Source organism: Sulfitobacter sp. TCYB15, from assembly GCF_040435955.1.
Classification (GTDB): Bacteria; Pseudomonadota; Alphaproteobacteria; order Rhodobacterales; family Rhodobacteraceae; genus Sulfitobacter; species Sulfitobacter pontiacus.
Window position 1 is genome coordinate 96295 of sequence record NZ_CP159193.1, and the last position, 25746, is coordinate 122040.

General features: G+C 60.6%; 19 protein-coding genes. 11 read left to right on the forward strand and 8 right to left on the reverse strand.

Annotated elements, in window-relative coordinates:
* Nucleotides 1–101: 101 nt before the first annotated feature.
* The 4 genes from ABM428_RS00455 (at nt 102) to pnp (ending at nt 4427) form a co-directional block, all read left to right on the forward strand.
* Nucleotides 102–1046, forward strand: a complete 945-nt coding sequence (locus ABM428_RS00455) for a calcium-binding protein (protein WP_132997871.1) — start codon at nt 102–104, stop codon at nt 1044–1046.
* Nucleotides 1047–1240: 194 nt separating this feature from the next.
* Complete coding sequence (rpsO, locus tag ABM428_RS00460) at nt 1241–1510, forward strand: 30S ribosomal protein S15 (protein WP_005850267.1); 270 nt, start codon at nt 1241–1243, stop codon at nt 1508–1510.
* Nucleotides 1511–1614: 104 nt separating this feature from the next.
* Entirely contained in the window at nt 1615–2088 is a 474-nt protein-coding gene (locus ABM428_RS00465; protein WP_132997870.1) for a GNAT family N-acetyltransferase, read from the forward strand.
* Between the two features lie 203 nt (nt 2089–2291).
* Nucleotides 2292–4427 carry a polyribonucleotide nucleotidyltransferase gene (gene pnp / locus ABM428_RS00470; protein ID WP_009825473.1) on the forward strand — a complete coding sequence of 712 codons (2136 nt, stop codon included), beginning with the start codon at nt 2292–2294 and terminating at the stop codon, nt 4425–4427.
* A gap of 86 nt (nt 4428–4513) precedes the next feature.
* Here the strand turns inward: pnp and ABM428_RS00475 are convergent, their stop codons facing one another.
* From ABM428_RS00475 to ABM428_RS00510, 8 genes are all read right to left on the reverse strand, one after another.
* Nucleotides 4514–10252: a hypothetical protein gene (locus ABM428_RS00475; protein WP_353628052.1), complete on the reverse strand. Its 5739-nt coding sequence runs from the start codon at nt 10250–10252 to the stop codon at nt 4514–4516.
* A gap of 97 nt (nt 10253–10349) precedes the next feature.
* Nucleotides 10350–12995, reverse strand: a complete 2646-nt coding sequence (locus ABM428_RS00480) for an NEW3 domain-containing protein (protein ID WP_353628053.1) — start codon at nt 12993–12995, stop codon at nt 10350–10352.
* A 47-nt stretch (nt 12996–13042) separates the two neighbouring features.
* Complete coding sequence (locus ABM428_RS00485) at nt 13043–13555, reverse strand: hypothetical protein (RefSeq protein ID WP_005850277.1); 513 nt, start codon at nt 13553–13555, stop codon at nt 13043–13045.
* Between the two features lie 368 nt (nt 13556–13923).
* Nucleotides 13924–14442, reverse strand: a complete 519-nt coding sequence (locus ABM428_RS00490; RefSeq protein ID WP_005850279.1) for a DUF6505 family protein — start codon at nt 14440–14442, stop codon at nt 13924–13926.
* Complete coding sequence (locus tag ABM428_RS00495) at nt 14439–15140, reverse strand: DUF4444 domain-containing protein (RefSeq protein WP_353628054.1); 702 nt, start codon at nt 15138–15140, stop codon at nt 14439–14441. The genes ABM428_RS00490 and ABM428_RS00495 overlap by 4 nt, the downstream gene beginning before the upstream one ends.
* Nucleotides 15137–16204, reverse strand: coding sequence for an iron-sulfur cluster carrier protein ApbC (gene apbC / locus ABM428_RS00500; RefSeq protein WP_009825477.1), 1068 nt, complete (start codon nt 16202–16204; stop codon nt 15137–15139). Before apbC ends, ABM428_RS00495 begins: the two co-directional genes overlap by 4 nt.
* The gene (locus ABM428_RS00505; protein ID WP_009825478.1) at nt 16201–16401 is read right to left on the reverse strand and encodes a DUF6494 family protein; all 201 of its coding nucleotides are present in this window, start codon (nt 16399–16401) and stop codon (nt 16201–16203) included. The genes apbC and ABM428_RS00505 overlap by 4 nt, the downstream gene beginning before the upstream one ends.
* A gap of 37 nt (nt 16402–16438) precedes the next feature.
* Nucleotides 16439–18391: a 4Fe-4S binding protein gene (locus ABM428_RS00510; RefSeq protein ID WP_353628055.1), complete on the reverse strand. Its 1953-nt coding sequence runs from the start codon at nt 18389–18391 to the stop codon at nt 16439–16441.
* A gap of 365 nt (nt 18392–18756) precedes the next feature.
* Here ABM428_RS00510 and ABM428_RS00515 point away from each other — a divergent pair, with 365 nt between their 5' ends.
* From ABM428_RS00515 to ABM428_RS00545, 7 genes are all read left to right on the forward strand, one after another.
* Nucleotides 18757–19293, forward strand: coding sequence for a DUF3305 domain-containing protein (locus ABM428_RS00515; protein WP_132997911.1), 537 nt, complete (start codon nt 18757–18759; stop codon nt 19291–19293).
* A complete protein-coding gene (locus tag ABM428_RS00520) occupies nt 19290–19907 on the forward strand; it encodes a DUF3306 domain-containing protein (RefSeq protein WP_132997865.1) in 618 nt (205 codons plus the stop codon). The genes ABM428_RS00515 and ABM428_RS00520 overlap by 4 nt, the downstream gene beginning before the upstream one ends.
* Nucleotides 19904–20512 (forward strand): molecular chaperone, encoded by a 609-nt coding sequence (locus ABM428_RS00525; protein WP_009825482.1) that lies wholly within the window; start codon nt 19904–19906, stop codon nt 20510–20512. Before ABM428_RS00520 ends, ABM428_RS00525 begins: the two co-directional genes overlap by 4 nt.
* A 55-nt stretch (nt 20513–20567) precedes the next feature.
* A complete protein-coding gene (locus ABM428_RS00530; RefSeq protein ID WP_005850294.1) occupies nt 20568–20756 on the forward strand; it encodes a twin-arginine translocation signal domain-containing protein in 189 nt (62 codons plus the stop codon).
* Nucleotides 20757–20857: 101 nt separating this feature from the next.
* On the forward strand, nt 20858–23836 hold the full coding sequence (locus tag ABM428_RS00535) for a formate dehydrogenase subunit alpha (RefSeq protein ID WP_132997864.1): 2979 nt from the start codon (nt 20858–20860) through the stop codon (nt 23834–23836).
* A gap of 13 nt (nt 23837–23849) precedes the next feature.
* On the forward strand, nt 23850–24443 hold the full coding sequence (gene fdh3B / locus ABM428_RS00540; RefSeq protein WP_005850298.1) for a formate dehydrogenase FDH3 subunit beta: 594 nt from the start codon (nt 23850–23852) through the stop codon (nt 24441–24443).
* 86 nt (nt 24444–24529) lie between these two features.
* Nucleotides 24530–25732 carry a formate dehydrogenase subunit gamma gene (locus ABM428_RS00545; RefSeq protein WP_009825484.1) on the forward strand — a complete coding sequence of 401 codons (1203 nt, stop codon included), beginning with the start codon at nt 24530–24532 and terminating at the stop codon, nt 25730–25732.
* The last annotated feature ends 14 nt before the right edge of the window (nt 25733–25746 follow it).

Sequence of the window (25746 nt, forward strand, 5' to 3'; positions counted from 1 at the left end):
AGCTTAACTTTCTTGATTCTATGGTGCTGATGCGGCCTTGGGTTTTGGGGCCGTTTCATCTGTATCCCCGCGTGATGCGGGCAATAGGGTCGGGTTTGCACATGCTGTTTCTTGCCGGATTAATGGGGTTGATCACCGTCGGGGCCGCCGCCTTTATCGACATCGGGGTCGAGGAAGAGGAGTCTGCCACCGACGAAGATGCACCGGCTGGCGATGTGATCTCCGGCACACCCCGGGATGACCTGATTATCGGCTCGGGCGGCAGCGATCAGATCGCGGGCTATGGCGGTGATGACCTTGTGGAGGCGCGGAATGGCGATGACAGCGTTTTTGGGGACAGCGGCGATGATACCTTGAGGGGCGGCGCGGGGAACGATGACCTGCATGGCAATGATGGCGATGATCTATTGGTGGGGGCCGAGAATGCGGATGGGCTTACCGGCCATAATGACGATGACATCCTGCAGGGCGGCGCGGGCCACGATACGCTAAACGGCTCTGCCGGGGGTGATACGCTATTTGGGGATAGCGGGGATGACGCCGTGATGGGCGGTTTGGGCGATGACCTGCTGATTGGGGGGCGCGGGCAAGACGCGCTCTTTGGTGGATGGGGGAACGATACGATTGACGGCACCGTCGATCCGGACCGGCAGGATGCGCGCATCACCGATATCGACGAAGGGGATTACCTGAATGGCGGTGGCGGCGATGATGTGATCCTTGCGGGAACAAACGACACGGTGACCCCCAGCGCAGGGCGTGATGATGTGATCCTTGGTGATTGGGTCAGCCCCGATGGCATCGTCGATATCCGCAGTTTCGACATAGAAGATGACAGCCTGCTGCTGGTCTGGGACGACAGCGATGCAGCCGCGACAGCGCCCAAAGTGGCAGTTGAACCGGATCCGGAGGATCTGCACTCCCATCTGATATCAATGGACGGTGCGATTGTGGCAATGGTTCAGTCGGATCAGTTGCTGATGCCGGGCGACCTGTCGCTTATCCCCCTCAGCTCGGCCCTCGCTGCGGGGCTAACGCGCGGCTGAGCCGCCGATGCCCTCTCACCGGGCAAAGAAGCCAACGCGCCCCGCGACGCATTAATCCTTTGCCAAGGGGGCGAAACTTTCCTATACGCCCCCATCGCCCGATGATTCCTGTCAGCGGGTGATACTCCACGGGCCTGTGCTGGACGACATCCCGGCCTGTGCCATCACTTTAACCTTTCGAAAAGGAGACCCCGATGTCGATTACGCAAGAAGAAAAAGCACGCGTCATGAAAGAATTCGGCACCAAAGAAGGCGACACCGGTTCGCCCGAAGTACAGGTTGCCATTCTGTCCTCGCGCATCGCAACGCTGACCGAGCACTTCAAAACCCACAAGAAAGACAACCACGGTCGCCGTGGCCTTTTGAAAATGGTTGCGACACGCCGGAAGCTTCTGGACTATGTCAAAGGTAAAGATGACGCGCGTTATCAGGACCTGATCAAACGTTTGGGCCTGCGCCGCTAACCAGCGCTGCACCACCACAACGATGAAAACCGCGCCCTGGCAACAGGGGGCGGTTTTTTCGTTTCCCCCTTGTGCTTTAGTGATGTGCGCCAAAAGGAAAGCCCATGCCAATCAACCTGCGTGACCTCACCCCACAAGATACCGATGCAGCCGCGCTGCTTTTCTTTGCCGCGGTGCATCAGGGCATGGCGGATGTGTATTCGGTCGAGCAACGCTTCGCTTGGGCCGGGACAGCGCCCGCACCCGCCACATGGCGAGGGCGGTTTGATACCGTGTCGGGTATCGTGGCCGAGATAGACAACCGTATGGCAGGGTTCATGACCCTTGACCGCGAGGGGCTGATCGATCTGGCCTTTGTGCACCCCGATCATATGGGCACGGGCGTGGGGCGCACTGTCTATTTTGCCATCGAAGACCGTGCCCGCACATTCGGTGTGCGACGTCTTCGGACCTTTGCCAGCGAAAAGGCAAAGCCGTTTTTCACGCGCATGGGCTGGACCGTCGAGGCCCCCAATATTGTCACCAAAGGCGGGGTCACCTTGCAAAACTACAAGATGTTCAAGACCTTGTCAGGCTGACCCCCTTGCCGCTCTGCTGCGGCTCGCAATCTGTGGCGTGTAGGGGGCAACGCTTCCCTTCCCATCGCAGGCAAACTGCTGTATGGCCGCACAATCTGAAAGCCGGCGCCCGGACTCCAGCGCCCGACAAAGAAGATACCGGAGTCAGGGGGAATATGCCCTCTACGCAAATGGCCCGATCCGGGCCGAAACAGGAAACGTAGATGTTTAATGTAACGAAAAAATCCATGCAGTGGGGCGAAGAGACGCTGACACTGGAAACTGGCAAAGTGGCCCGTCAGGCAGACGGTTCGGTGATTGCGACACTGGGCGAAACCAGCGTCATGGCGAACGTCACCTTTGCACGCCAGCAAAAACCCGGTCAGGACTTCTTTCCGCTGACCGTCCACTACCAAGAGAAATACTACGCCGCCGGTAAAGTACCGGGTGGCTTCTTCAAGCGTGAGGCCCGCCCCACCGAGAAGGAAACCCTGACAGCCCGTCTGATCGACCGTCCGATCCGTCCGCTGTTCGTTCCCGGCTTCAAAAACGAAGTTCTGGTGATGTGTACCGTTCTCAGCCACGATCTGGTCAATGACCCCGATATGGTCGCCATGATCGCTGCCTCCGCAGCGCTGACCATTTCCGGCGCGCCATTCCGTGGCCCGATCGGTGCCTGCCGCGTTGGTTTCGAGGATGGCGATTACGTTCTGAACCCGACCGTCGACGACATGCAGGACCTGCGCCTGAACCCTGATCAACGTCTTGATCTGGTTGTCGCTGGCACCAAAGAAGCCGTGATGATGGTTGAATCCGAAGCCTATGAGCTGTCGGAAGAAGAAATGCTGGGTGCGGTGAAATTCGCGCACGAGCAAATCCAGCCTGTTATCGACCTGATCATTGATCTGGCCGAAGACGCTGCGAAAGAGCCGTTTGACTTCCAGCCGGTTGACTATTCGGACCTGTCCGCTGCTGTCAAAGCCGCTGGCGAAGACGCCATGCGCGCCGCTTTTGCAATCGCCGACAAGCAAGAGCGCACCGCCGCTGTTGCCGCTGCCCGCGAAACAATCAAAGCCGCGCTGACCGAAGAGCAACTGGAAGACGCGAACCTCGGGTCCGCACTGAAAGGCCTCGAAGCGTCCATCCTGCGTGGTGACGTGGTTAAAACCGGTAAGCGTATCGACGGCCGTAAGACCGACGAAATCCGCGACATCGTGGCCGAAACCGGCATCCTGCCCCGTACACACGGGTCGTCGCTGTTCACACGTGGCGAAACACAGGGTCTGGTTGTGACCACTTTGGGCACCGGCGATGACGAACAGTTCATCGATGCGCTGCACGGCAACTTCAAATCCAACTTCATGCTGCACTATAACTTCCCGCCCTATTCGGTTGGTGAAGTTGGCCGTGTCGGTGGCCCCGGCCGTCGCGAAATCGGTCACGGCAAGTTGGCTTGGCGTGCGTTGCAGGCGGTTCTGCCTGCCTCCACCGACTTCCCCTACACCATCCGCGTTGTGTCCGAGATCACTGAATCGAACGGCTCCAGCTCGATGGCGTCGGTTTGCGGTGGCTCCTTGTCCATGATGGACGCAGGCGTTCCATTGAAAGCACCCGTCGCGGGTGTTGCCATGGGTCTGATCCTGGAAGAAGACGGCTCCTACGCGATCCTGTCCGACATCTTGGGTGACGAAGACCACCTGGGCGACATGGACTTTAAAGTGGCCGGTACCGAAGCAGGTATCACGTCGCTGCAGATGGACATCAAGATCGCCGGCATCACCCCCGAGATCATGGAGAAAGCTCTGGCACAAGCCAAAGCGGGCCGTGTGCACATCCTGGGCGAGATGAACAAAGCCATCTCCGGCGCGGGTGAATTCTCTGTCCACGCTCCACGCATCGAAACGATGCAGATCCCAACCGACAAGATCCGTGAAGTGATCGGGTCCGGCGGTAAAGTGATCCGCGAGATCGTTGAAGTGTCCGGCGCGAAAGTCGACATCAACGACGAAGGCATCATCAAAATCGCATCGCCAAACGGCGACTCGATCAAGAAAGCCTATGACATGATCTGGTCCATCGTGGCCGAGCCTGAAGAAGGTGCGGTTTACACCGGTACCGTCGTCAAGATCGTTGATTTCGGTGCCTTCGTGAACTTCTTTGGCAAGCGCGACGGTCTGGTACACGTATCCCAAATCGAAAACCGCCGCCTGAACCACCCTTCGGATGTTCTGAAGGAAGGTCAGGAAGTGAAAGTGAAGCTGCTTGGCTTTGACGATCGCGGCAAGGTGCGCCTGTCGATGAAAGTTGTCGATCAGGAAACCGGCGAAGAAATCAAGAAAGAAGAAGGCGGCGAAGCGTAAGCTTACCCACCCCTTCTGAAATGACGAAAGCCCCGGCCTATGTGCCGGGGCTTCTTTTTGCCGTGATAGGTTTGTCCCGTTTGGCTTTAGCTTTCCATAAAGCTGTCCAGGCGGTCCCAGAGCGAGTTATCCAGCAGCAGCTTGAAGCGCAGGTAGAAACCTTCCTGATACAGATCGCTGCGCAGGGCCGACTTGTTCATCGCGCGGTTATAGCCCAATGCAACCAGCGCACCTTTGGTGGGGGCAAACCCGATCTCTGCGCCGATACCGTTGGTGGCATTGCCTTGGTTGTCCCACAGATGCGCGGCGTTCAAGCCGATCTGGAACCTGTTGTCGCCGAACTCGTAGTTAAAGCCAGCCTGCACCAGTTGGGTGGTGGCGCGGGGAGAGAAGCCGCCAAGGGTGGTCAGCTTTTGCGACTGGCCCGCGTATTTCGCGTTCAGGCGCAGGTCGGCGTCTACTTCATAGGCCGCGTCTACAGACCACATATGGGTCACCGATTTGGTCTCGCGCTGTTCGATGCGGTGCTCGTACCATGCCAGCACTTCGAGGCGTGGATCGTGAACCGGACGGTAGGCGATACCCGCACGCGACCGGATCCGGCGGTGGTCACGACCGTCGCGCTTGTCCAGTGCAACACGGGTACGGCCCAGCACGGTGAAGTCAGGTGTAATCTTACCCGCGATGCCAAAGCTGGCGTAATGGGTGTTGCCACTGTCTTCAAATGTAGTGTCCGCATCGGCATCGCCCACCCAGCTTTCCGCGCTGGACCCCCACTTCGCGCCAAGGGCAACGCTGGTCAGACGGTGATCGTCGCTTTCCATGCTGCGGGAATGTTCAATCCCGAAGCTGAAGCTGGTGTTCCCGTTCATCGCCCATTTGCCCATCATCGCCTGGGTAAACATGGTGTCCGAAGATCCCAGACCTTTGACGAAATCGGTGCTTCCGCGCAGCCAGTCGTTCAGGTCGTAAGAGAAACCCAGCTTGGAGTGTGTGGCCATGCTGTCGTCGCCAAAGGTCATTTCGACCTCGCTATAGGCACGCCAGCCGGGCACGGGCTCGCGGTACATGCCCAGGGTCAGCTCTGTCGGACGGTCCGAGCCGCCAAAGGGGTGACGCAGCTCTGCGGTGATGACGGTGCCGGGGCGGTTCGCAGGGGTCCAGTGGCCGCCAAGGATCAGACCGGGGTGGGCCTTCTTCGAGGTTGCGGTGTGGTCCAGGCGATACTCCAGCCCGATGTAGCCTTTGAAGTTCGTGCTGAACTCTTTGGCATAGACGGCATCCACGGTCAGACGCTCGATGTCAGAGGTGCGGTCACGTACATAGTCCACACCAAGAACAAAGTCGCTGGTCCCGTCGATGTCAAAACCGTAGTTGAGACGCGCACGGGTGGTGCCGGGCAGTGCCAGACCGCCGCGCGAGGCAAACTTCTCGCCGGTGTGAACCATCTCGAAGTTGAAGTGTCCGGTTTCCTTGCGGATGTCATAGGACAGACGGTACGCAGTATCCGATACGCCATTTGCATCTTCGGAGCGCGCAGCCTCGGCTTCCCACACGCCACCCTGCGTCCCCTCGTGACGGATATAGGCAGAGTGCAGACGCTCGCGGGCGGTATTGCCACGGTCGGCATCGGCATGCACGATACGTGCGCCAACGGTGGTGCGGTCGGTCAGCGCGAGGTTCACCTCACCGCCATAGAGCCAGTAGCGGTCGGCCCCTTCCACATCGACTTCGTAGGTGACGCGCACCGACACAGGGTTGCCCTGACCGTCGAACTGGCGCACCGCATCGTCAAAAGTGATCGAGTTGCCAAAGAAGTCCAGCAGGTAGTCGCTGCCGCGGCGCAGCGGCGTGGTCGAGATGACATCCCCGCCCTCTTCATCGCGCACCAGCAGTTCAACCCGCTCGGAGCCTTGTACATAGCCGTCCAGATCCAGGTCATAGGGGCCGGACACACCACGCCCGAGGAATTCCTGCACGCGCTGCTCTTGGGCGGTACGGGCACCGAACAGGGTCACGCCGACCTTGTCGTTTTCCCAATGGGCTTTGGCACCGGTCACCACACGACGCATGCCGTCAAGCTTCAGCGCGCTGGCTTCGGGTTCGATCGCGATGTCACCGTAAAGGATGTACGAACGACCCTTCTCGACCTTAACGTACAGGTTTTCCGAGGATTGCGCGTCGAAGCCACGTTCGGAGTTGTCACCATACACAGGGTAGAACTCGTCTCCACGGATGTCGCGGAACAGGCGGTCTTCGGTGTCACGGTCCGAGCTATAGCGCAGTGTCAGCAGCGCATCACCCGAGATCACGCCCTTAAGATACACTTCACCCCGCAGACCGGTGGTTGTGTCTTCGAAAGAGCTGAAACGATCCGCGTCCAGCAGCTCACCCTTTGCGCCGCCCAAGGCCACGGCCCCTTCGATCACGCCAACCATGATGCGCTGGTCCAGATCAGGTGTGAATGTGATGGTTTCTTCGGCGCGGCCAAAGGCACCGCTGATGGTGATACGGTCTGTGCCTGCAACCTGTGGCGGGATCAGCCCAAAGGTGGCCTCGCCGTTGTCCAGATAGACCTGCACGCCGGGGGTGCCTTCGCGGATGTCGGCCACGTCCCACAGGGCCAGCTTGGCGCTGAGGGTCACGGTACCGGAGGCAGGTACAGGCATGCCACGGGCATCCAGCACACGCACCACAACCGGGATCACATCGGTCGGCGATGCGGGCGCGGTGTCGGGCATGATCACCTCGAATTTGGCGGGCTTGCCGGGGGCAACCACGGTGATTTCCTCGCGGACACGTTCGATGCCGAAACCGTCACGGCCGACCAGCGTCAGGGTGTTCTGCCCCGCGTCCAGTTTCACCGCGACAAAATCCAGTGCCTGCGTGTTGTTCTTCTCGAAGCTTGTACGCTCGCCTACGCGGTCGCTGCTCAGCTCGCGGCCGTTCACCAGCAGGCCCAGCGACAGATCGCCCTTGCCCTTGACGCGCACGCTTTGGGTGCGGCGATCCAGTGTCTGACCGTCGGTCAGGTCCACGAAACCGGGTGCATCGTCCAGCGTTTTGATCAGCATCTCGAGCGACTGGCGCTGTGCCTTGCCAGACGCTTTTTCAGAGACGGAGTGCGCCGCGCGGTTTTCATCCAGACGCTGCATCAGACGCGAGGTCAGCTGCGTGGTGGTCGCCACACCGGCTTCGCTGCGCACGGAACGTACCGGCGCACGCTGGCCTTCAATCGGCAGGTCGGCAGCCGTCAGCGCGTTGGATTGCGGCTGCTCGGCAAAGTACTTCTGACGCTGGTCAACCTCGGCCATCGCTTCGGGGGTGCAGTCCAGCACGGCGAAGTGCTCGGCGCGCAGTTCCCCTTTGCGCAGCGGGATCAGGCGCGACCCACCGCGCAGCAGATCATTGGTGCGGGTTACGGTCACTTCGGTACCAACGGGCAGGGTTTCGTCCTGCACAAGGAACGCATGGGTCACGGGACGCAGACCGAAAAGGGAGTATTTACCATCCATATCGGTCACAACCGACAGGCCTTCTTGGGTCACGATACGGACGCCGGGGATGCCTGGTTCAGTGTGGTCGCCACGGATACCGTCTTTGTCACAGTCCATAAAGACCGACCCGATGACAGTGGCTTCGCGGGCGAAGACGCCACCGCTGTTGTTCAGCTTGACCATCGCGCGGGCAGTCTGGGACTGCATCACGGTACCGGTGCCCGCCTGACGACCCGTCAGAACCGCGGTGTTCTCGTTGCGGCCTTCGCGGGCGGCTGCGGTGAACTGCATGACATAGGTCAGCTCGTGGCTCGACAGGGGGGCCAGCGTGCCCAGGTCATAGGTCATGTCACCCGACGCATCGACGGCAGGGTCTTCCATTGTCTCGCCGTTGAAGGTCACCGACCCTGCAACCAACTGGCTGCCAAAGGCGGGGCGATCCATGATTTCGGCACCGATCAGCGCCTGGTTCATGTTGTTGGTGAAGTTCAGGGTGTAGACCACGAACTCGCCCGCGCCGACCATATCCTTGTCGGCCTGCTTGTCCAGCGCCAGCGGCACGCCATAGTGTGGGTCCGCAGGAATGTCCGAGATGTCGAGCATCCCACCGGCGTGGCGGAAGCTTGCCATATAACCGGCCCCCGCAACACGACGGTTAAAGCCGGGGAAGTCGGCGCGCACGGAAGGAACGTCCCATGCGGGGGCGTTCATCACGGCGTACTGGTATTCACCGGCAGGCATGTCACCGAAGCTGAAGAAGCCGCGGGCATCGGTCATACGGCGCGCCATTTCGGCACCGCTGTTCATGTCCATCAGCGCGATGGCCACATTCCCGATCGGCTCGTTGGTCAGCGCATTGAACAGGAAGTTACCGGGGGTGATCAGCAGCTCGTCTTGCAGCGCGGCACCGGCACAATCGGCAGTGGCGATCAGACGGTCACCGTCGGTGGTCGCGATCACATTGTCGCCGGATACGGGCACATCCATCCGCGCCATAGGAACGGCGGCGGTAAGGAAAACACCGTTGTTAGGGTCTGTTTCCGTGGCGGTCACACGCTCTACATCGCCGGTCAGGAAGCTGCGCAGCGTGATGATCGCACGATCTGCGGACATCGTTTCGTTGCACGCACCGGCGGTCAGACGCAGGCGGGTATCGCTGTTTGGCACAGCATGAGGCTGGTCTGCTGCGGTTTCAGGATGTTCAAATTGCAGGGCACCGGTCCCGGCAGCATCGCGGCTGTAAACTGTTGTGTTAGAGTCTACATCAACTGTGCGATCTTCCATTTTCACGAAGCTGCGGGCGGTGTTGGCGACCTCTACGTCGCCCAAGTTCATGGGCACGGTCACAGTGAACGCGGGGTCGCGGGCAAAACCGATTTCGTAGTCGCCCTCGTGAAAGAAAGCCACGGCGTCGACCTCGCCAGCGGGGCGCGCAGTCTGGTAATCATGACGCGCATCGCCCGCCGCGTGATACAGCGCAACCATGCCGCTTGGGTCGGTGATGCTGTGGAAACGGGCGTTCAGGGGCACCTCGTCGCGCAGCAGAACACCTGTGGCGGCGGCCCCGTCGATGCGGATCTGGGCACCGTGTACGTCACCATAGGCCAGCACATCACCGTCCGAGTCGTTGCGCAGGCGCAGCGTGTAGGTCAGCTGTGTTTCGTCTTCCATCTCGCGGACGGATTGTTCCTTTTGCAGCTCAAGCGAGCTGCCCATGATGGTGGTCTTGCCAGCTGCGGCACCCGTCAGGATGCGACGGGCCGCGAAGCCTGTTGTGCTTGTGGCGGATACCGACAGCACCGACTGCATCAGCGTGGCGGGCGTGGCGTAGAAGGAGGTGCGGAATTCGTAGATGAGCTGAGCGCTGTCGCCCACATCCATGAACATCGGCGCGCCTGCGCTGATGGTGGCTTCGCCATTGTCGATGCGGCCATTGGCATTCGCGTCATAGACAAGGCGGGCGTCGTTCATCATGCCGGCACCCTCTTGGTGCTGCATGGTCATGGCGGCGTTCAGCGGGACGTTCCCGATGTTGGCGACCTCGAAGTAGTATTGCGCCATCGCGCCACGGGTCAGCATCAGTTCGGAGTATCCGTTGACATCCAGCGCAGGCACTGCGGCTACTTTGGCGTCTACGGCGTTCGAGTATACAGTCTCGATGATGCCCAGCGCTTCGTTAAAGTAGGTGGTCTGCGCGACGTTCCGGATGAAGGTGCCTGCGGGTACCTGCTTGGCAGCGGCGCCGTGCGGCAGGAGGGAGATCACCAGCGCGACGATCCAGAAACACGACATCATGCGGAGGGCGGTTTTGTGAAAGTTGCGGTCCATTTGATCAATCCCTGTTCTATCTTTTCTAAGAGGAGAGGAAGTGTGGTTCCCCCGGAGCGAGGGGGGGAAGGGTGCTCCGGGGAAACCTGGGGTTCGTTTACTCGTCCACCTGAACGGTGAATTCTAGCGTGGCGAACCCACCCGGAAGGACCGTGCCGTGGTCGCTCGAGATGTTGCTCGAGGTGACTGTGGCGGTGCTACCTGCCGGGAAGAGCGTCTCGCTGCATGTGCCACCACAGTCGGTTACCGATGTGTAGGCAGGGGCGGCATCAGAGATGATGACGTTTGCAGCGGGAGAGGAGCCGGTGTTTTCAGCTTCCACTTTGTAGCGGATGCACTGACCGGGAGAGACGTCCTGACGGGTCTTGGTAAAGGTCCCGACGGTGCCGTCGCAGTTGGCGTCGATGTACTGGTACTTGCTCAGCGTGACGTCGCCAGAGATGATCACGATCCGGTCTTCTACTGCGTTGTCAGCAGTATCCGCGTCGGTCGCTGTGCCACCGTTCAGCGAGGGGTCAAGGCTGATGGTACCGATTTCGGTCACACCGCTTGTCGCTGTCGATGGTGTTTGCACACGGTAGATAACCGAGATGCTTTCACCGGGGGCAAGCCCGTTCACACCAGCCGAGACACCGTCCGTCAGATCATCAAAGTTGTCGATCACCAGCTCGGAAGGGTCGATCACGCCGTTGCCGTTGGCATCCCAGAACAAAGCGCCCGAGAAGTTGTTCAACCCTGTGTCGTTGATCGCACCTTCGGTGATCGCAACGTTACCGGTGTTGGTGATGGTGTGCACCATGTCGACGATACCACCGGGCGAGGCCTGGGCGTTCTGGTCATCGATGATCTCTACGTTGTAGATCTCGTTCACGGTCACTTCGTTGACGATCCGGTCGCCTTGGCCCGAGACAGAGGACACCAGCGCGATGTCGACCAATGTGTCACCCGGTGCCTGATCTGCCGGCGGGGTTACCACAACGGTGAAGGTATCGCTTGCACCAGCAGGGATGGTCCCGGTGTTGCTGATCGCGGACCCGTCAGCGGAGCGGAATTCGACGGTCCAACCGGCGGGCAGCGCTTGTGCCAGCGAGAGGTTGTAGCTGTCGGATACCGGACCGTTGTTTTCAACGACCATGTCGTAGGTGACCGGTGCACCTGGATCGGTGGCATAGTTCACCCATGGCGCGCCGGCATTGGTGGGGTCAAGGCCATCGCCTTCGGAGCCTGCGACTGCGTTCTCAAGATCAACGGCAGAGGCAAGGATCGCACCGGTGAAGGTCGCTGTCGATGTATCGGAAACACCCGAGGCATCGGAGGTGGTGGATACGGTGGCGTTGAAGTTGGCAGCAGCCGTTGGGGCCACATCTGTTGGCAGTGTTGCGATCAAGGTGACCTTGGCGCTGTCACCCGCCGCAAGCGGACCGACGGAACCGATGATCGGTGTCACACCGTCTGCACCCACAAAGCGGAAGGTTGTGCCCGCGGGGTAGTCGATGTTGCTGACATCAAGCGTCAGACTGTCGGTCTGGTTCGACCGGTTGGTCAGCACGAATTCATGCTTCACTGTGCCACCCTGGGCCGCATCGCCAGTTTCGGTCACGACATCGTTGTTTGCCGCGTCATCATCTGTTGCCGAAGCCGTCGTTGGATCCGCCGCACCAGCACCGTCGATGGCTGTATCAGCGATGGAGACCGCGAATTGGTCATCCACAATGATCGAAGCTGTGTTCGAGGGTGGGAAGGCAACGTTGTCGATTTCCTGTGTGGCGACGTTTTCAATGATACCCGCATCAGCAGTGTCGAGGATCACAGCTTGGAACGTCACGCTACCGGAACGGCCGGAACCGACGCTCGAGATGTTGAAGTTGACGCTCTGGCCGTTGGTATCAAAGGCGATTGTCTCGCCCGAGCCATTGGTCGCATCGACCGAAGAAGACCCGTTGGCGTCATCCAGAATACCCGCGGCGTCAGACCACCGTGCCGAACCGGGCACATAGGCCAGGCGACCGTCCAGAATGTCATCGACGGTATAGTTGTTCGCAGCTGCCAGACCGGTGCTGGAATATGTCAGCTCGATGCTCACGGTATCGCCGGCATCGACGATGTTGGGGTTACCACCGGACGCTGCATCAGCGACCATGGACTTGACCAGTTCGACAATCGCGTCGTTCGAGATGGTTAGCGTATCGGTGTTGACGGCTGTCTCGGTGCCATCAAGATCAGACCTTGCGGTCACTGTGATGCTGTCCGACCCTGTTGCGTTCGAGGGGACAGAGACTTCGATTACGACGCCGAACTGCTCGCCCGGTGCCAATGTTGGCGTTTCGGTCAGCGGTGTGGCGCTATCCGCGACACCATCCATGTTCGCATCCGGATAAAAGACGATGGCAGAGGTATCGAGCGTGCCTGTGTCTGTCTCTACTGCGGTCAGTGCGAAGAAGTCTGCGCCGTTCCCTTCGTTGGTAACGATGTGCGGCAGGAAGGCTTTACCACCGGGTGCGATGGTTTCGTTGTTGTCCGAGGTCAATGTCACGCCAGCAACCTGCTGAACGATCGTTTCAACCGTGTTCGACGTGACCGTGATGGTATCGCCCGCTTGGTTTGTATAGGTCGCAACCGCTTGGTTGCCGATCACGGACCCGGCTTCTGGTGCGGCGGCCGAAGCGGCTGCGCCAAATGCGGCAGTCACCGCCATCGCGCTTGCAGAGCGCATGAAGAAAGATTGATGTTTCACGTTAGTCATTCCTTTGATTTATCTAGATTAGGTAAATTGGATCAGGTTCCCCCCGATCAGTTGACGCGCACCCGATAGCTGTTGAGTGCGATTTCGCCTGACTCCAAAGGTTCGCTGAGCGTCCAACGGACGGCAGCAATCTGATCCTCAGGAAGTGGTTCTGGTTGAAGTGTGCCATCTGCACCGGCGACCATGCGGGTGGCGGGAAGTGTGGACCATTCAAGGCCATCGTTTTCAGGGTCGAGATCAGCCTGGACTTCGAACACGGCCTTGATCGATGTGCTCTGTGCGCCAAGCGTCAGGGTGACCCCTTCGGGTACGGGGGCCGCAATAACGATCCCCGCAAGTGCGTCTGCAGTCGTGTTCTCGTGCTGCAGTTGGTATTGGATGACCTCGCCTGGGCGGACGGTGCCCCGCTCGATCAACTGCTCTTCGCCACCGTCATTGGTTTCGACGATGCGGAAAGAAAATGTGCTGGAAAGTGCGTCAGCAAAAGCCGGCACGCCGGCGACAGAAATCGCGACACCAGCAAGCAGTGCACGGGCGATTTGTTGAGTTTTGAAAGTCATAATTTTTTCCCCTAGTTGCCGACCACCGCCGGCGGTTTTGATGAACCGGCCCAGTGTTTGGGCTGTCCTGAACTCATCATCAGGGGAAATGTCTCGGGGTGCATTCTCGCTTAGGGTTAGGTTTTTGATCTGCTGGGCAGCCCCCTACCCGTCCGTATATGCGGCGCTATCAATTCGATGGCGAAACACGCAATTCGCGCGGTGATTGCAGACGTAAACCCGCATCTCGCTGCGCAAAGCAGCCGAGTCACCCTCATGCAAAAGGGCGTTGATTCTATTTATTTTGGGGAATGTTTGGCCCGATCCGGGCCCAGATCATGGAAAACCCCGACCGGATAGCCGGACAGGGCGTTTCGTATAGTTAACTGTCAGTGAGAATGGCCGTGCCCGCCATGATCGTCATCGTCTAACGATCCGTGTACCGCAAACTGGTCAATTCCCGCATCCTGCGGTTCAATGAAACGATAGCTTTCGCGTACACCGCTGTCTGAAAGCTCGCGTGCGACGGTCAGCAAGGTGTTTGGCGCGTGGTCGGCGCAAAGCTCCATCATCTGGGCGACTTCCTCTTCCGCGACGGGGCGGGCCGCTTCGGGCGATGGCGCGCCATAGATCTCGACGAAATGCTTCATCAGCTGCAAGGTGATCGCTTCAACCTCGAAGGGTTCGGCTTTGGTCACGGCAACAAAGGTGACGCGGCCAAACGTCTCTACGCCCATCCAGCCATTCGCGAAGGCCTGCCGCGCCTTGCCGGTCAGATCACCTTCGGACCAGTTCGAAAATTCGAACCCGCCAGAGACGCACCATTCACCCGTGCGCGCGGGCGCGTGGAACACATTGCGGTCGCTTTCATCAAAGTGGATGGCGCGGGCGAGGAAAAGATCGCTCATGGGGCTGGCTCCAGCAGGTCGGTCAGAGGGATAAGATGCGTGGTCGTATCGGTTTTCAGCAGCAGGCCAAAGTTTTCGTCTATACCGGTAAAGTCGCCCGTCATATCGCCATAGGAGATCTGATCGCCCATGGCCCAGGCCAATCCGGTCCATTCCTTATGCAAGGGGCCCGCGCCGTCGTCATCCCAGCGGTTCAGCGCCACCAGCATATGCCGCGCCCAGGCCTCTAGCAGCTCGACCGGGCTTACCTCGGCACACCCCTCGCCATAAAGCGTGGTGACATCGGGCGTTTCGCCCGGCGTATCGGAGTGCGGCAATAGCTTCACGTGAAACGCAACGACCAGCCAGTCGGGCACGTGATGAGGGTCCGTATCAGACGCCGCCGCCCGCATCTGGCCGCAGATCGCACCGTTCAAACGCAGATCGCCGTTCCACGCGAGATGCACCCCCACCTCTGGCGGGGCGAGCGCGCCAAGCGCGTTCTGGAAGCCCACGGCACAAAGCGGGAGCATCGCCATCGCCCGGGCCAACGGCACCTCGGGCGCAAAGACGATGGCGGCCTGCAATACGCTGGGCCCCAGATTATACAGCACCAGCCCCGCATCACACCCCTGCCGCGCCTCTGCGCAGGCCTGAGCGAAGGGGTCCTCCGCCTGTGCGCCGGTCAACAAAGGGGGGAAGACGGGGCTATCGCTCATGCGTGCCCGCCCGCGATCAGGGCCTTGGCCACCTTGCGGAAGCCTTCGGCCTGCGTGCTGTCGGGTTTGGACACCACAATCGGCGCGCCCCCGTCAGCCGCGACACGGATATCCAGATGCAACGGAATCTCGGCCAACAAAGGCACGCCCAGCTTTTCAGCCTCGGCGGCGACGCCCCCATGCCCAAAGACGTGCTCCTCGTGCCCGCAGTTAGAGCAGATATGCGTGCTCATGTTCTCGATCATCCCGAGGATCGGGGTCTTCAGCTGGTTGAACATGTCGATCCCCTTACGGGCATCCAGCAGCGCCACATCCTGCGGTGTGCTGACGATGATCGCGCCGTCCACATGGGCCTTTTGCGCCAGCGTCATCTGCACATCGCCGGTGCCGGGGGGCAGATCAACAATCAACACATCCAGCGCGCCCCATTGGACTTGCATCATCATCTGCTGCAACGCGCCCATAAGCATCGGGCCGCGCCAGACGACCGCCTGATCGTCATTGGTCATCAACCCGATCGACATCATCGTCACGCCAAAGTTGCGCATCGGCAGGATCGTCTTGCCATCGGGGGATGCAGGCCGCCCGGACACGCCCAGCATCCGCGGCTGCGAGGGGCCGTAGACATCGGCATCCAGCATGCCCACGCGACGCCCTTCGGCGGCCAGCGCACAGGCAAGGTTCGCGGCAACGGTAGATTTACCCACCCCGCCCTTGCCCGACGCAATGGCGATGATCCGGTCCACGCCGGGGATCTTCTCGGGCCCCGCGGGTTCGGACTTGCGCCCCAGCTTCAGGTCGGGCGGCGGTGCCTGCTTGGAATGGGCCGTCAGCACGGCCGAGACAGAGGCAACGCCCTCAAGCGCCTTTACAGCGGCGTCGGCCTCGTCGCGCAGCTTGGCGTAGGCGTCGGCGTGGCTCGGATTGACCTCAAGCACAAAGCGCACCGCGCCGTCGTCGACGGTCAGCGCCTTCACAAGGCCAAGCTCTACAATATCCTTACCGGATACGGGATCATTCAGGGTTTTCAGGCAGGCCAGTACGGCATCACGGGTGACGCTCACGCTTCGGACTGCCCTTGGATCTTGCCAGTCACGACATGTTCAAGGTCCAACCCGTCGATGGTCAGCACCACCTTGGCCTCGAATGTCTTGCCGCCGGTGTCGCCGTTTTCGCGCATCGCTTCTTCGATCGCCTGCTGCGAGGTCACACCGACCTGCTTGAGGAACTTGCGCATCGACATGTTGAAATCATCGCTCATGATTTTCTCCTGTTCTTTGGGTGGGTCGGCACAGCGCTTAGTGGTCCTTGCGCTTGCTGAAATAGTCTTCGGATGTGCGCACACGCGGGCGTTCTTTGCCAGCCAACGGATTGTTCTGCGCGTGGTACTGCGCGTTGATCCGGCAGTTGTCGCACATCTGGATCATCTTCGCCGCCTCAGAGGAGGCGAACATCGCGTGTTTTCCTGCCAGCTTTTCGGTGATCTTCTCAACCGTGGACTTCACGCCGAAAAGCGACCCGCATTCGATACAGGCAAAGGGCTCTTCCTCATGCAGCACCACTTGGGTGAAGGCCTGCGCGGTCAGGTTCAACTGCGGCTTTAGTGTAATCGCATCCTCGGGGCAGACGTTCGCACATAGCCCGCATTGCAGGCAGGCGTCTTCCTGAAATCGCAGCTGGGGCAGATCGGGGTTATCGCCAAGCGCCCCGGACGGGCAAAGCGACACACAGGACAGGCAGAGGGTGCAGGCATCGGTATCCACCAGCACCGCGCCATAGGGGGCGGCGTCGGGCAGGTCGATCACCTTGGCCTCGGGCTGAAGGGTCTTGCCTGCAAGCCGTGCGACCTGACGGCGGGTGCCCAGAGGCAGCAGCGTGTCATGCGCGGGCTGTGCGGTTTCGGTGACCAGTGCGGTTTCCAGCGCATCGGGGTCGGCCACATCAATGAGACGGATCGTATCGGTGCCGCTGATCGCGCGGGCAATCTCGGCCTGCACCTCGATCACGTCACGCTCTGTACGCGGCGACAGTAATAAATCCACATGCGCAAAGCCGCAGCCAAGTGCGGCGAGCATTTCTGCATGGCCGAACCCCGCCAGCGCATCCACCGCCAGCGGGATGACATCAACCGGCAAGCCCGCGCCAAAACGCGCGTAAAGGCGGATCATTTCGGCCCCGTGGTCGTCGTCATGCACCAGCAAGCACGGCGCGGTGCCGCCTGCCTTGCGATAGGTCGATGCCAGCGTCGATAACCGGCGGAACAGGGTATCCACGGGCGGCGCGTCATAGGTGATCGCCCCCGAGGGGCAAACCGCAGAACAGCTACCGCAACCCGCGCAGATCATCGGGTCAATCGCCACATGTTCCCCGGCCGAGGTGATCGCCCCCGTCGGGCAGAGGTCCAGACAGTTGGAACAGGCGGGCTGCCCGGCCCGCGAATGGGCGCAAAGACTTTCACTCAGCCGCACGTAAAGCGGCTTTTCAAAGGTGCCGACCATCTGCATGGCCTCGCGCACGGCCTCTGCCACGGCGGGCTTGCTGCCCGGATCGGCCCGCACATAGCCGTCACGTTTGTGCGGCGCGGGAAACAGCGATGTGTTCCCCGTCAAATCCAGGATGATATCGCATTGCGACTTGGCCCCGTCCCGCGGCGCGGTGAACGAAGGCGCGCCGCGCCCACCGGGGATCAACATCTGCAACTGGTCAAAGGTCAGGCTAAAATCGCCCAATGCGCCCGATGCCTTGCGCAGATCGCCTTTGACCACGTCAAAACGCGGATCAACCGCCCCTTCATAATCGCCTTGCCACAGCACCGTCACCGCAAGCGTATCGGCCACCATCTCTGCCACCTCAAGCGCGAGGGCGGGCGGGGCCATGATCAGACACGTGCCCTCAGACACGACATCCATCACCCGTGGTGCCGGTGCGGCAAGCTGCTGCTCCGCCATCAGGGCGGCCATCTTGGGCGTCGCGTCGCCCTGATCGTCGTGCCAGCCGGCGCGATCGCGAATATCGACGAACTGGGGCACCTCTGCGTTGATCTCGGCGGCCAGCTCCTCGAAGCGGGGGCGTTCCTGCTGGCACGCGATCACGGTATTGCCCGCGGCCATCGCCTCTGCCGCGGTGCCGATCTGGTCGGTGCACAAACAGCTATAGACCTTGGAGCACGGCAGACCCGTCGCCTTTGACAAGGCAGGCGCGTCAATATCCTGACTGCCCAGACAGTCGCACAGCAGAAAAGTCTTTTCCATAATCTCCTCGGGGACAGCACCGGATGGGATGGGTCAAGCGGCGGGGCACTGTCAGCGCTCGCAGGCCAAGCTAGTGGTGTTCGCGACCCGCCGCAAACCCCTAATTACCCCTGCGTCCCGCAAAAGGGCTGTTCGCACCTACGGCATGAATTACCCAACAAAAACAGTCGGAAAGACCGAAACCCCAGTCAAATATGGCAAATGCTGACGCATGGGAAATGCCGCGCCGCAGCAATCACAAAACTGTGTGATTCAACCCTAGAATCCTCTTTGATACGCGTTATGATTACGTCAATATGAGGCCGGAAACGCCTGAAACATCATCGGAAACCAAATTGAACGCACCGCTTAAATCAGCGCAAACGATGCCCGTCGGGGTAGTCCTTCGCAAGTCACCCGGCGTGACGAAATGGGCGAAGGTCGTTTGGCGTGCGGTTTGTGTCCTGCCCGGTGCCGACCCCGCCGATTGGAAGCTGCTGCGTACCGAAGGCGAGGTGTCCGACTATCACGTGACCACTGTCCCGCTGACGCTGTACCGCTCCGATACCGAAGCCTATGTGCACGGGCTCGCCGCGAATGTGCCCTGCCTTTATGTCATCTGCCGCGAAACCCGCGACCCTGCCCGCCCGCTTGATGTCGTGATGGTCACCGCCTCTCCCTATGAGGCGCAGGATTACAGCGACAATGGCGAGGATATCGTCGAAAAGGTCATGATGACCCCGCAGGTCCATGCCTGGATCAGCGCCTATGTCGACACGCACCACGAAGAAGAAGCCTTTGTGAAGCGGCGGCGCGACAAATACCAAGAGCCGAAGCAAGACGGGATCGGGGACGCGCGCATCTCGCAGACAACCGATGTCTACCGCGCACCGCGCACGTCGCGTTCGGGGTCGTCACAATGACCCGTCACACATCCTTTTGGGATCGCCGCCGCGCTGCCGTCAAGGCAGAGGAAGCCGCCGCGCAGCAAGCCGCCGCAGAGCAGGCAGAGGCGCAGCATCAGGCCACGCTGGCGGAAAAATCCGACGCCGAACTGCTGGCCGAGTTTGATCTGCCCGACCCTGACACGCTGAAAGCGGGCGATGATTTCTCGGCCTTTATGGCGCGTGCCATCCCCGAACACCTGCGCCGCCGTGCGCTGCGCAAACTATGGGTGTCCGATCCGGCGCTGGCCTGTCTGGATGATCTGGTCGACTACGCTGACGACTATACCCAAGCCTCTGCCGTGACGAGTTTCACCACCAGCTATGAGGTTGGCAAAGGGCTGCGCCGCCATATCGAAGATGTCGCGCGCAAGGCTGCAGCCTCGCTCGACACCGCCACCGATGCGGCAGAAACACCTGCTGAAACAGAGCCGACCACGCCCGTCGCTCCGGCAGAGGTCGACGCACCCGCCGTCGCCGTGGCCCAAGCGGATACCCCCGCAGAGCCCCCCGTCGCCGAAACCGCGATGGAAGAACCCGCAGCCCTGCCCCCGCGCCGCATGGCCTTTCGTTTTGAGGAGCAAAGCGCATGACCGCTGCCGCCCAAGCCACCCAAGTCTCTGCCGAAGATCGCCTGCGCGCCGATCTGTACAATTACCTTGGCGTGATGCTGGCCCGCCCTGCGGATCAGATGCTCTTGGACCAGACCGCCGGCCTGTCCGGCGATGACAGCCCGTTGGGCGAAGCGATCAACGGGCTTGCGCGCGTGGCCAAGGCCATGACCCCCAAGAAAGTGCAAACCGAGTTCAACGCGCTGTTCATTGGTCTCGGTCGGGGCGAGCTGCTGCCCTATGCCAGCTATTACCTGACCGGCTTTCTGAACGAAAAGCCCCTCGCCGCCCTGCGCAGCGACATGGCCGCACAGCGCATCAGCCGCGCCGAAAACGTCTTTGAACCCGAAGACAACATCGCATCCCTGATGGAGATGATGGGCGGTATGATTGTCGGGCGCTTTGGGGCTCCGGCCAGCGACGCCACGCAGCGGGCGTTTTTCAACAAACACATCGCGCCTTGGGCGGGTCACTTCTTTACCGACCTGCAAGGGGCCAAGAACTCCGTCCTATATGCCGGGGTTGCCGCAGTCGGCAGCGCCTTCATGGACATTGAACGCGAAGCATTTCGTATGACGGCGGGATAACCGCACCACATCAGGCGGGCTTCCCCCCGCATAACCAAGGAAAGGGGTACAACCCATGACCCAGGATACCAAAGGCACCAACCGCCGCAATTTCCTGAAACTGGCAGGGACAGCCGCACCGGCAGCCGCCGTTGCCGTGGCCAGCAGCGGCACCGCCGCCGAGGCGCAGCCAGTCGATCTGCAATCGGACAAGATGCAAGATACCGCGCACACCCGCGCCTATCTGGAAAGCACACGCTTCTAATTCAGTGATCAACAACCCGCGCGCCTAACCACCGCGGGAGGGAAACTCAGCCCCGGTCCGACCCACGCGGTCAGAGCACGCGGGCATCAAGGGAGACTATTATGCTTCGGAAAAAGACCAACGGGATGGCACGGCGGCCCCAGCGGGCGGGCATGCTATCCGACATCGCGGAAAAATCCGTTGACCGTCGCGCATTCCTGCGCGGGTCCGGTCTGGCCATCGGCGGCCTGGCGGCGATCGCATCGACCGCGGGCTCTGTCACACAAGCGTCGGCTGCCACCGCCGTCAGCGGCGCGGTAGAGACGATCAAATCTGTCTGCACCCACTGTTCGGTTGGCTGTACCGTCATCGCCGAAGTGTCGAACGGCGTCTGGACGGGTCAGGAACCCGGTTGGGACAGCCCGTTCAACCTTGGCTCGCATTGCGCCAAAGGGGCGTCGGTACGCGAACACGCCCACGGTGAACGCCGCTTGAAATACCCGATGAAAAAAGAGGGTGGCCAGTGGGTTCGGATCAGCTGGGAACAGGCGATCAACGAGATCGGCGACAAGATGAACGTGATCCGCGAAGAAAGCGGTCCCGATTCCGTCTACTGGCTCGGCTCGGCCAAGCATAACAACGAACAGGCGTATCTGTTCCGCAAGTTCGCGGCCTATTGGGGCACCAATAACGTCGACCACCAGGCGCGTATCTGTCACTCCACCACCGTTGCGGGCGTTGCGAACACATGGGGCTACGGCGCCATGACCAACAGCTACAACGACATCCACAACAGCCAGGCGATCTTTGTCATCGGCGGCAACCCTGCCGAGGCGCACCCCGTGTCGCTGCTGCACCTGCTCAAAGCGAAAGAGCAGAACAACGCGCCGATGATCGTGTGCGATCCGCGCTTTACCCGTACGGCGGCCCACGCGGATGAATATGTCCGCTTCCGTCCCGGTTCGGACGTGGCGCTGGTCTGGGGTATCCTCTGGCACATTTTCGAGAACGGATGGGAAGACAAGGAATTCATCCGCACCCGCGTTTGGGGCATGGACCAGATCCGTGACGAAGTCGCGAAGTGGACACCCGAAGAAGTCGAACGCGTTACCGGCGCGCCTGCGTCGCAACTTGAACGCGTTGCGCGCACCTTGGCCAACAACCGTCCCGGCACCGTGATCTGGTGCATGGGCGGCACGCAGCACAGCAACGGCAACAACAACACCCGCGCGTACTGCATCCTGCAGCTGGCTCTTGGCAACATGGGCACCGCAGGCGGCGGCACAAACATCTTCCGCGGCCACGACAACGTGCAGGGTGCCACCGATCTGGGCGTTCTGGCCGATACGCTGCCGGGCTACTATGGTCTGTCCGCAGGGGCATGGGCCCACTGGGCGCGGGTTTGGGAAGAAGACCTTGAATGGTTGCAATCCCGCTTCTCCAAGGCGTCGTTCAACGACACCTCGATGATGAACCTGACCGGTATCCCCGTGAGCCGCTGGATTGACGGCGTGCTGGAAGACAAGGAAAACATCGACCAGCCGGACAACACCCGCGCGATGGTTCTGTGGGGCCACGCGCCCAACTCGCAGACCCGTCAAAAGGAAATGGTCACCGCAATGGAGAAACTCGACCTGATGGTCGTTGTCGATCCATATCCAACGGTGTCCGCCGTGATGCAGGACCGCCAAGACGGGCTGTATCTGTTGCCCGCAACGACCCAGTTCGAAACCCGCGGCTCTGTCACCGCGTCCAACCGGTCGCTGCAGTGGCGTGATCAGGTTGTCGAGCCCCTGTTCGAATCCAAGCCCGACCACACGATCATCAAGCTGTTCGCGGACAAGTTCGGTTTCAGCGACCGTCTGTTCAAGAACATCGCGCTGGACGGAGACGAACCCAACATCGAGGACCTGACCCGCGAATTCAACCGCGGCATGTGGACCATCGGTTACACCGCACAAAGCCCCGAGCGCATGAAGATGCACATGGCCAACCAGCACACGTTTGACCGCACCACGCTGCGCGCCAAAGGCGGACCGGCCGACGGGGACTTTTACGGTATGCCTTGGCCCGCATGGGGCACCCCCGAGATGAACCACCCCGGCACAGCGAACCTGTACGATATGTCGCTGCCCGTTGCCGAAGGCGGTCTGACCTTCCGCGCCCGTTTCGGTGTGGAACGTGACGGTGACAACCTGCTGGCCGAAGGCGTCTACAGCGCTGGTTCCGAGATCAAGGACGGCTACCCTGAGTTCACTATGGCCATGCTGCGTGAACTGGGCTGGGACAAAGATCTGACCGACGAAGAGATGGCCGTGATCAACTATGTTGCGGGCTATCCCGAAGGCCAACCGGCGAATGCAAAGCCGGACGAGGAAGTCGGTGAAACATCCCAGACCGGCGAGACCCCGTCGGACTATATCGCCGACACCGGTGGCGTGAACTGGAAAACCGACCTGTCGGGCGGCATCCAGCGTGTCGCGATCAAGCATGGCTGCGCCCCCTTCGGCAACGCCAAGGCCCGTGCCGTGGTCTGGACCTTCCCCGATCCGGTGCCAATCCACCGCGAACCGCTGTACACCAACCGTCGTGATCTGGTCGCCGACTACCCGACCTATGACGACAAGAAGTTCTGGCGCCTGCCCACCATGTATAAGTCCATCCAGGAGAATGATTTCTCTAAGGACTATCCGATCGTGCTGACCTCTGGTCGTCTCGTCGAATACGAAGGGGGCGGCGACGAAACCCGATCCAACCCCTGGTTGGCCGAGCTTCAGCAGGACATGTTCATCGAGATCAACACCCGCGACGCTAACAATCTGGGTGTGCGTGACGGGGCCGATGTCTGGGTCGAAGGCCCCGAAGGCGGCAAGGTCAAGGTGATGGCGATGGTCACGGAACGTGTCGAAAGCGGCGTGGCGTTCATGCCATTCCACTTTGGCGGCCACATGGAAGGCGTTGATTTGCGGGACAGATACCCAGAGGGGGCCGACCCTTACGTCCTGGGTGAATCCACCAACACCGCGCAAACATATGGCTATGACTCAGTAACTCAGATGCAAGAGACCAAAGCAACTCTCTGCAAAATCTGGACAGCGTAAGGAGACTATTAAGATGGCAAGAGCAAAGTTTCTCTGCGACGCCGAACGCTGCATCGAATGCAACGCCTGCGTCACGGCCTGTAAGAACGAACACGAAGTACCGTGGGGCATCAACCGCCGTAAGGTCGTCACCATTCAGGACGGCCAACCCGGCGAGCGGTCGATCTCGGTTGCGTGTATGCATTGTTCCGATGCGCCCTGTATGGCGGTCTGCCCTGTAGACTGCTTCTACCAGACCGACGACGGCATCGTTCTGCACTCAAAAGACCTGTGCATCGGCTGCGGTTACTGCTTCTACGCCTGCCCCTTCGGCGCGCCGCAGTATCCACAGGCGGGCAACTTCGGGTCGCGCGGCAAGATGGACAAATGTACCTTCTGCGCCGGTGGCCCCGAGGAAAACCACTCCGAAGCGGAATTCCAGAAGTACGGCCGCAACCGGATCGCCGAAGGCAAGCTGCCGATCTGCGCCGAGATGTGTTCGACCAAAGCGCTGCTGGCCGGTGACGGCGATGTCGTCTCGGGCATCTACCGCGAACGCGTTGTCGCGCGCGGCTTTGGCTCGGGCGCCTGGGGCTGGGGCACGGCATACGAGCAAAAGGGCGGCTAATCCCCCTTTCGCATATTCATGCTTTCCTTGGCCCGCTGGCACCTGCTGCTGGCGGGCCAACTATCTTTATCCTGTCGGAGGTCCCGATGACATTGCTGCGCGTTCTGCTGCCTCTCATATTTCTTGTGTCCTTTGCCGGTCTTTCCGCCGCGCAGGACACCTCGGGCGATGCCTCGGTCCTGCAACCGGGCCAACAGTCGCTTGAAGACATCATGGCCCGCCAACGCGGCGAGGACGTGCCCTTTGGGGCCGAGCTTCCCTTACCGCTTGAGGGCAACCCGCCCCCGGCCGAATCTCACCTTGGACCGCTTGGTAGCGCATCCGACGCGGACCTGTGGCGCGAGATCCGGGCGGACGCCCTGCCCGACGCGCGCGCCAGCAACCGCGGACCTGCGGCCAAGGTCCTGATGCAGGACGGTGGCATGTGGTGGCTGAACTTCCGTCACGGCCCGCTGCTGACCTATGGCAGCCTGCTGTTGGGAGTCACCGTCGTGCTGATGGCGATTTTCTATCTGATCCGCGGACGTATCCGTATCGAACACGGGCGCGCGGGTATCACTATCGAACGGTTCAAATTCATCGAACGCTTCGGCCACTGGCTGATCGCAAGCTCTTTCATCCTGCTGGCCATCACCGGTCTGCTATCGCTTGCGGGGCGTAAACTGCTGATCCCGCTGTTCGGGCACGAGGCGTTTTCGACCTTCGCCATCGCGAGCAAGTGGATCCACAACAACGTGTCATGGGCCTTTATGCTGGGGCTAGTGATGGTGTTCGTCATGTGGATCGTCCACAACCTGCCGGACCGTACCGACATCAACTGGATCCTCAAGGGCGGCGGGATCTTCGGCAAGGGTCACCCCCCCGCCAAGAAGTTCAACGCCGGTCAAAAGCTGATCTTCTGGGCCGTCATCATTCTGGGCACCTCGATCTCTGTCTCGGGTATTTCGCTGCTCTTCCCGTTCGAATTGACGATGTTCGAACCTACGCTGGCGCTGTTGAATGACATGGGCGTGCCGCAACTGTTGGGGCTTGGCACAATAGACGCCACGCTGACCCCGCAAGAGGAAATGCAATACGCCCAGCTGTGGCATGCCGTTATCAGCTTTGTGCTGATGGCTGTGATCATCGCGCATATCTATATCGGGACACTCGGCATGGAAGGCGCGTTCGAGGCGATGGGGTCGGGCGATGTCGATCTTGAATGGGCGCGCGAGCACCACAGCATCTGGGCCGACGAAGTTGTCGCGAAGCAGGGTAAACCTGCCTCTGGCACGCAGCCGGCAGAGTGATATGATGCACCCAA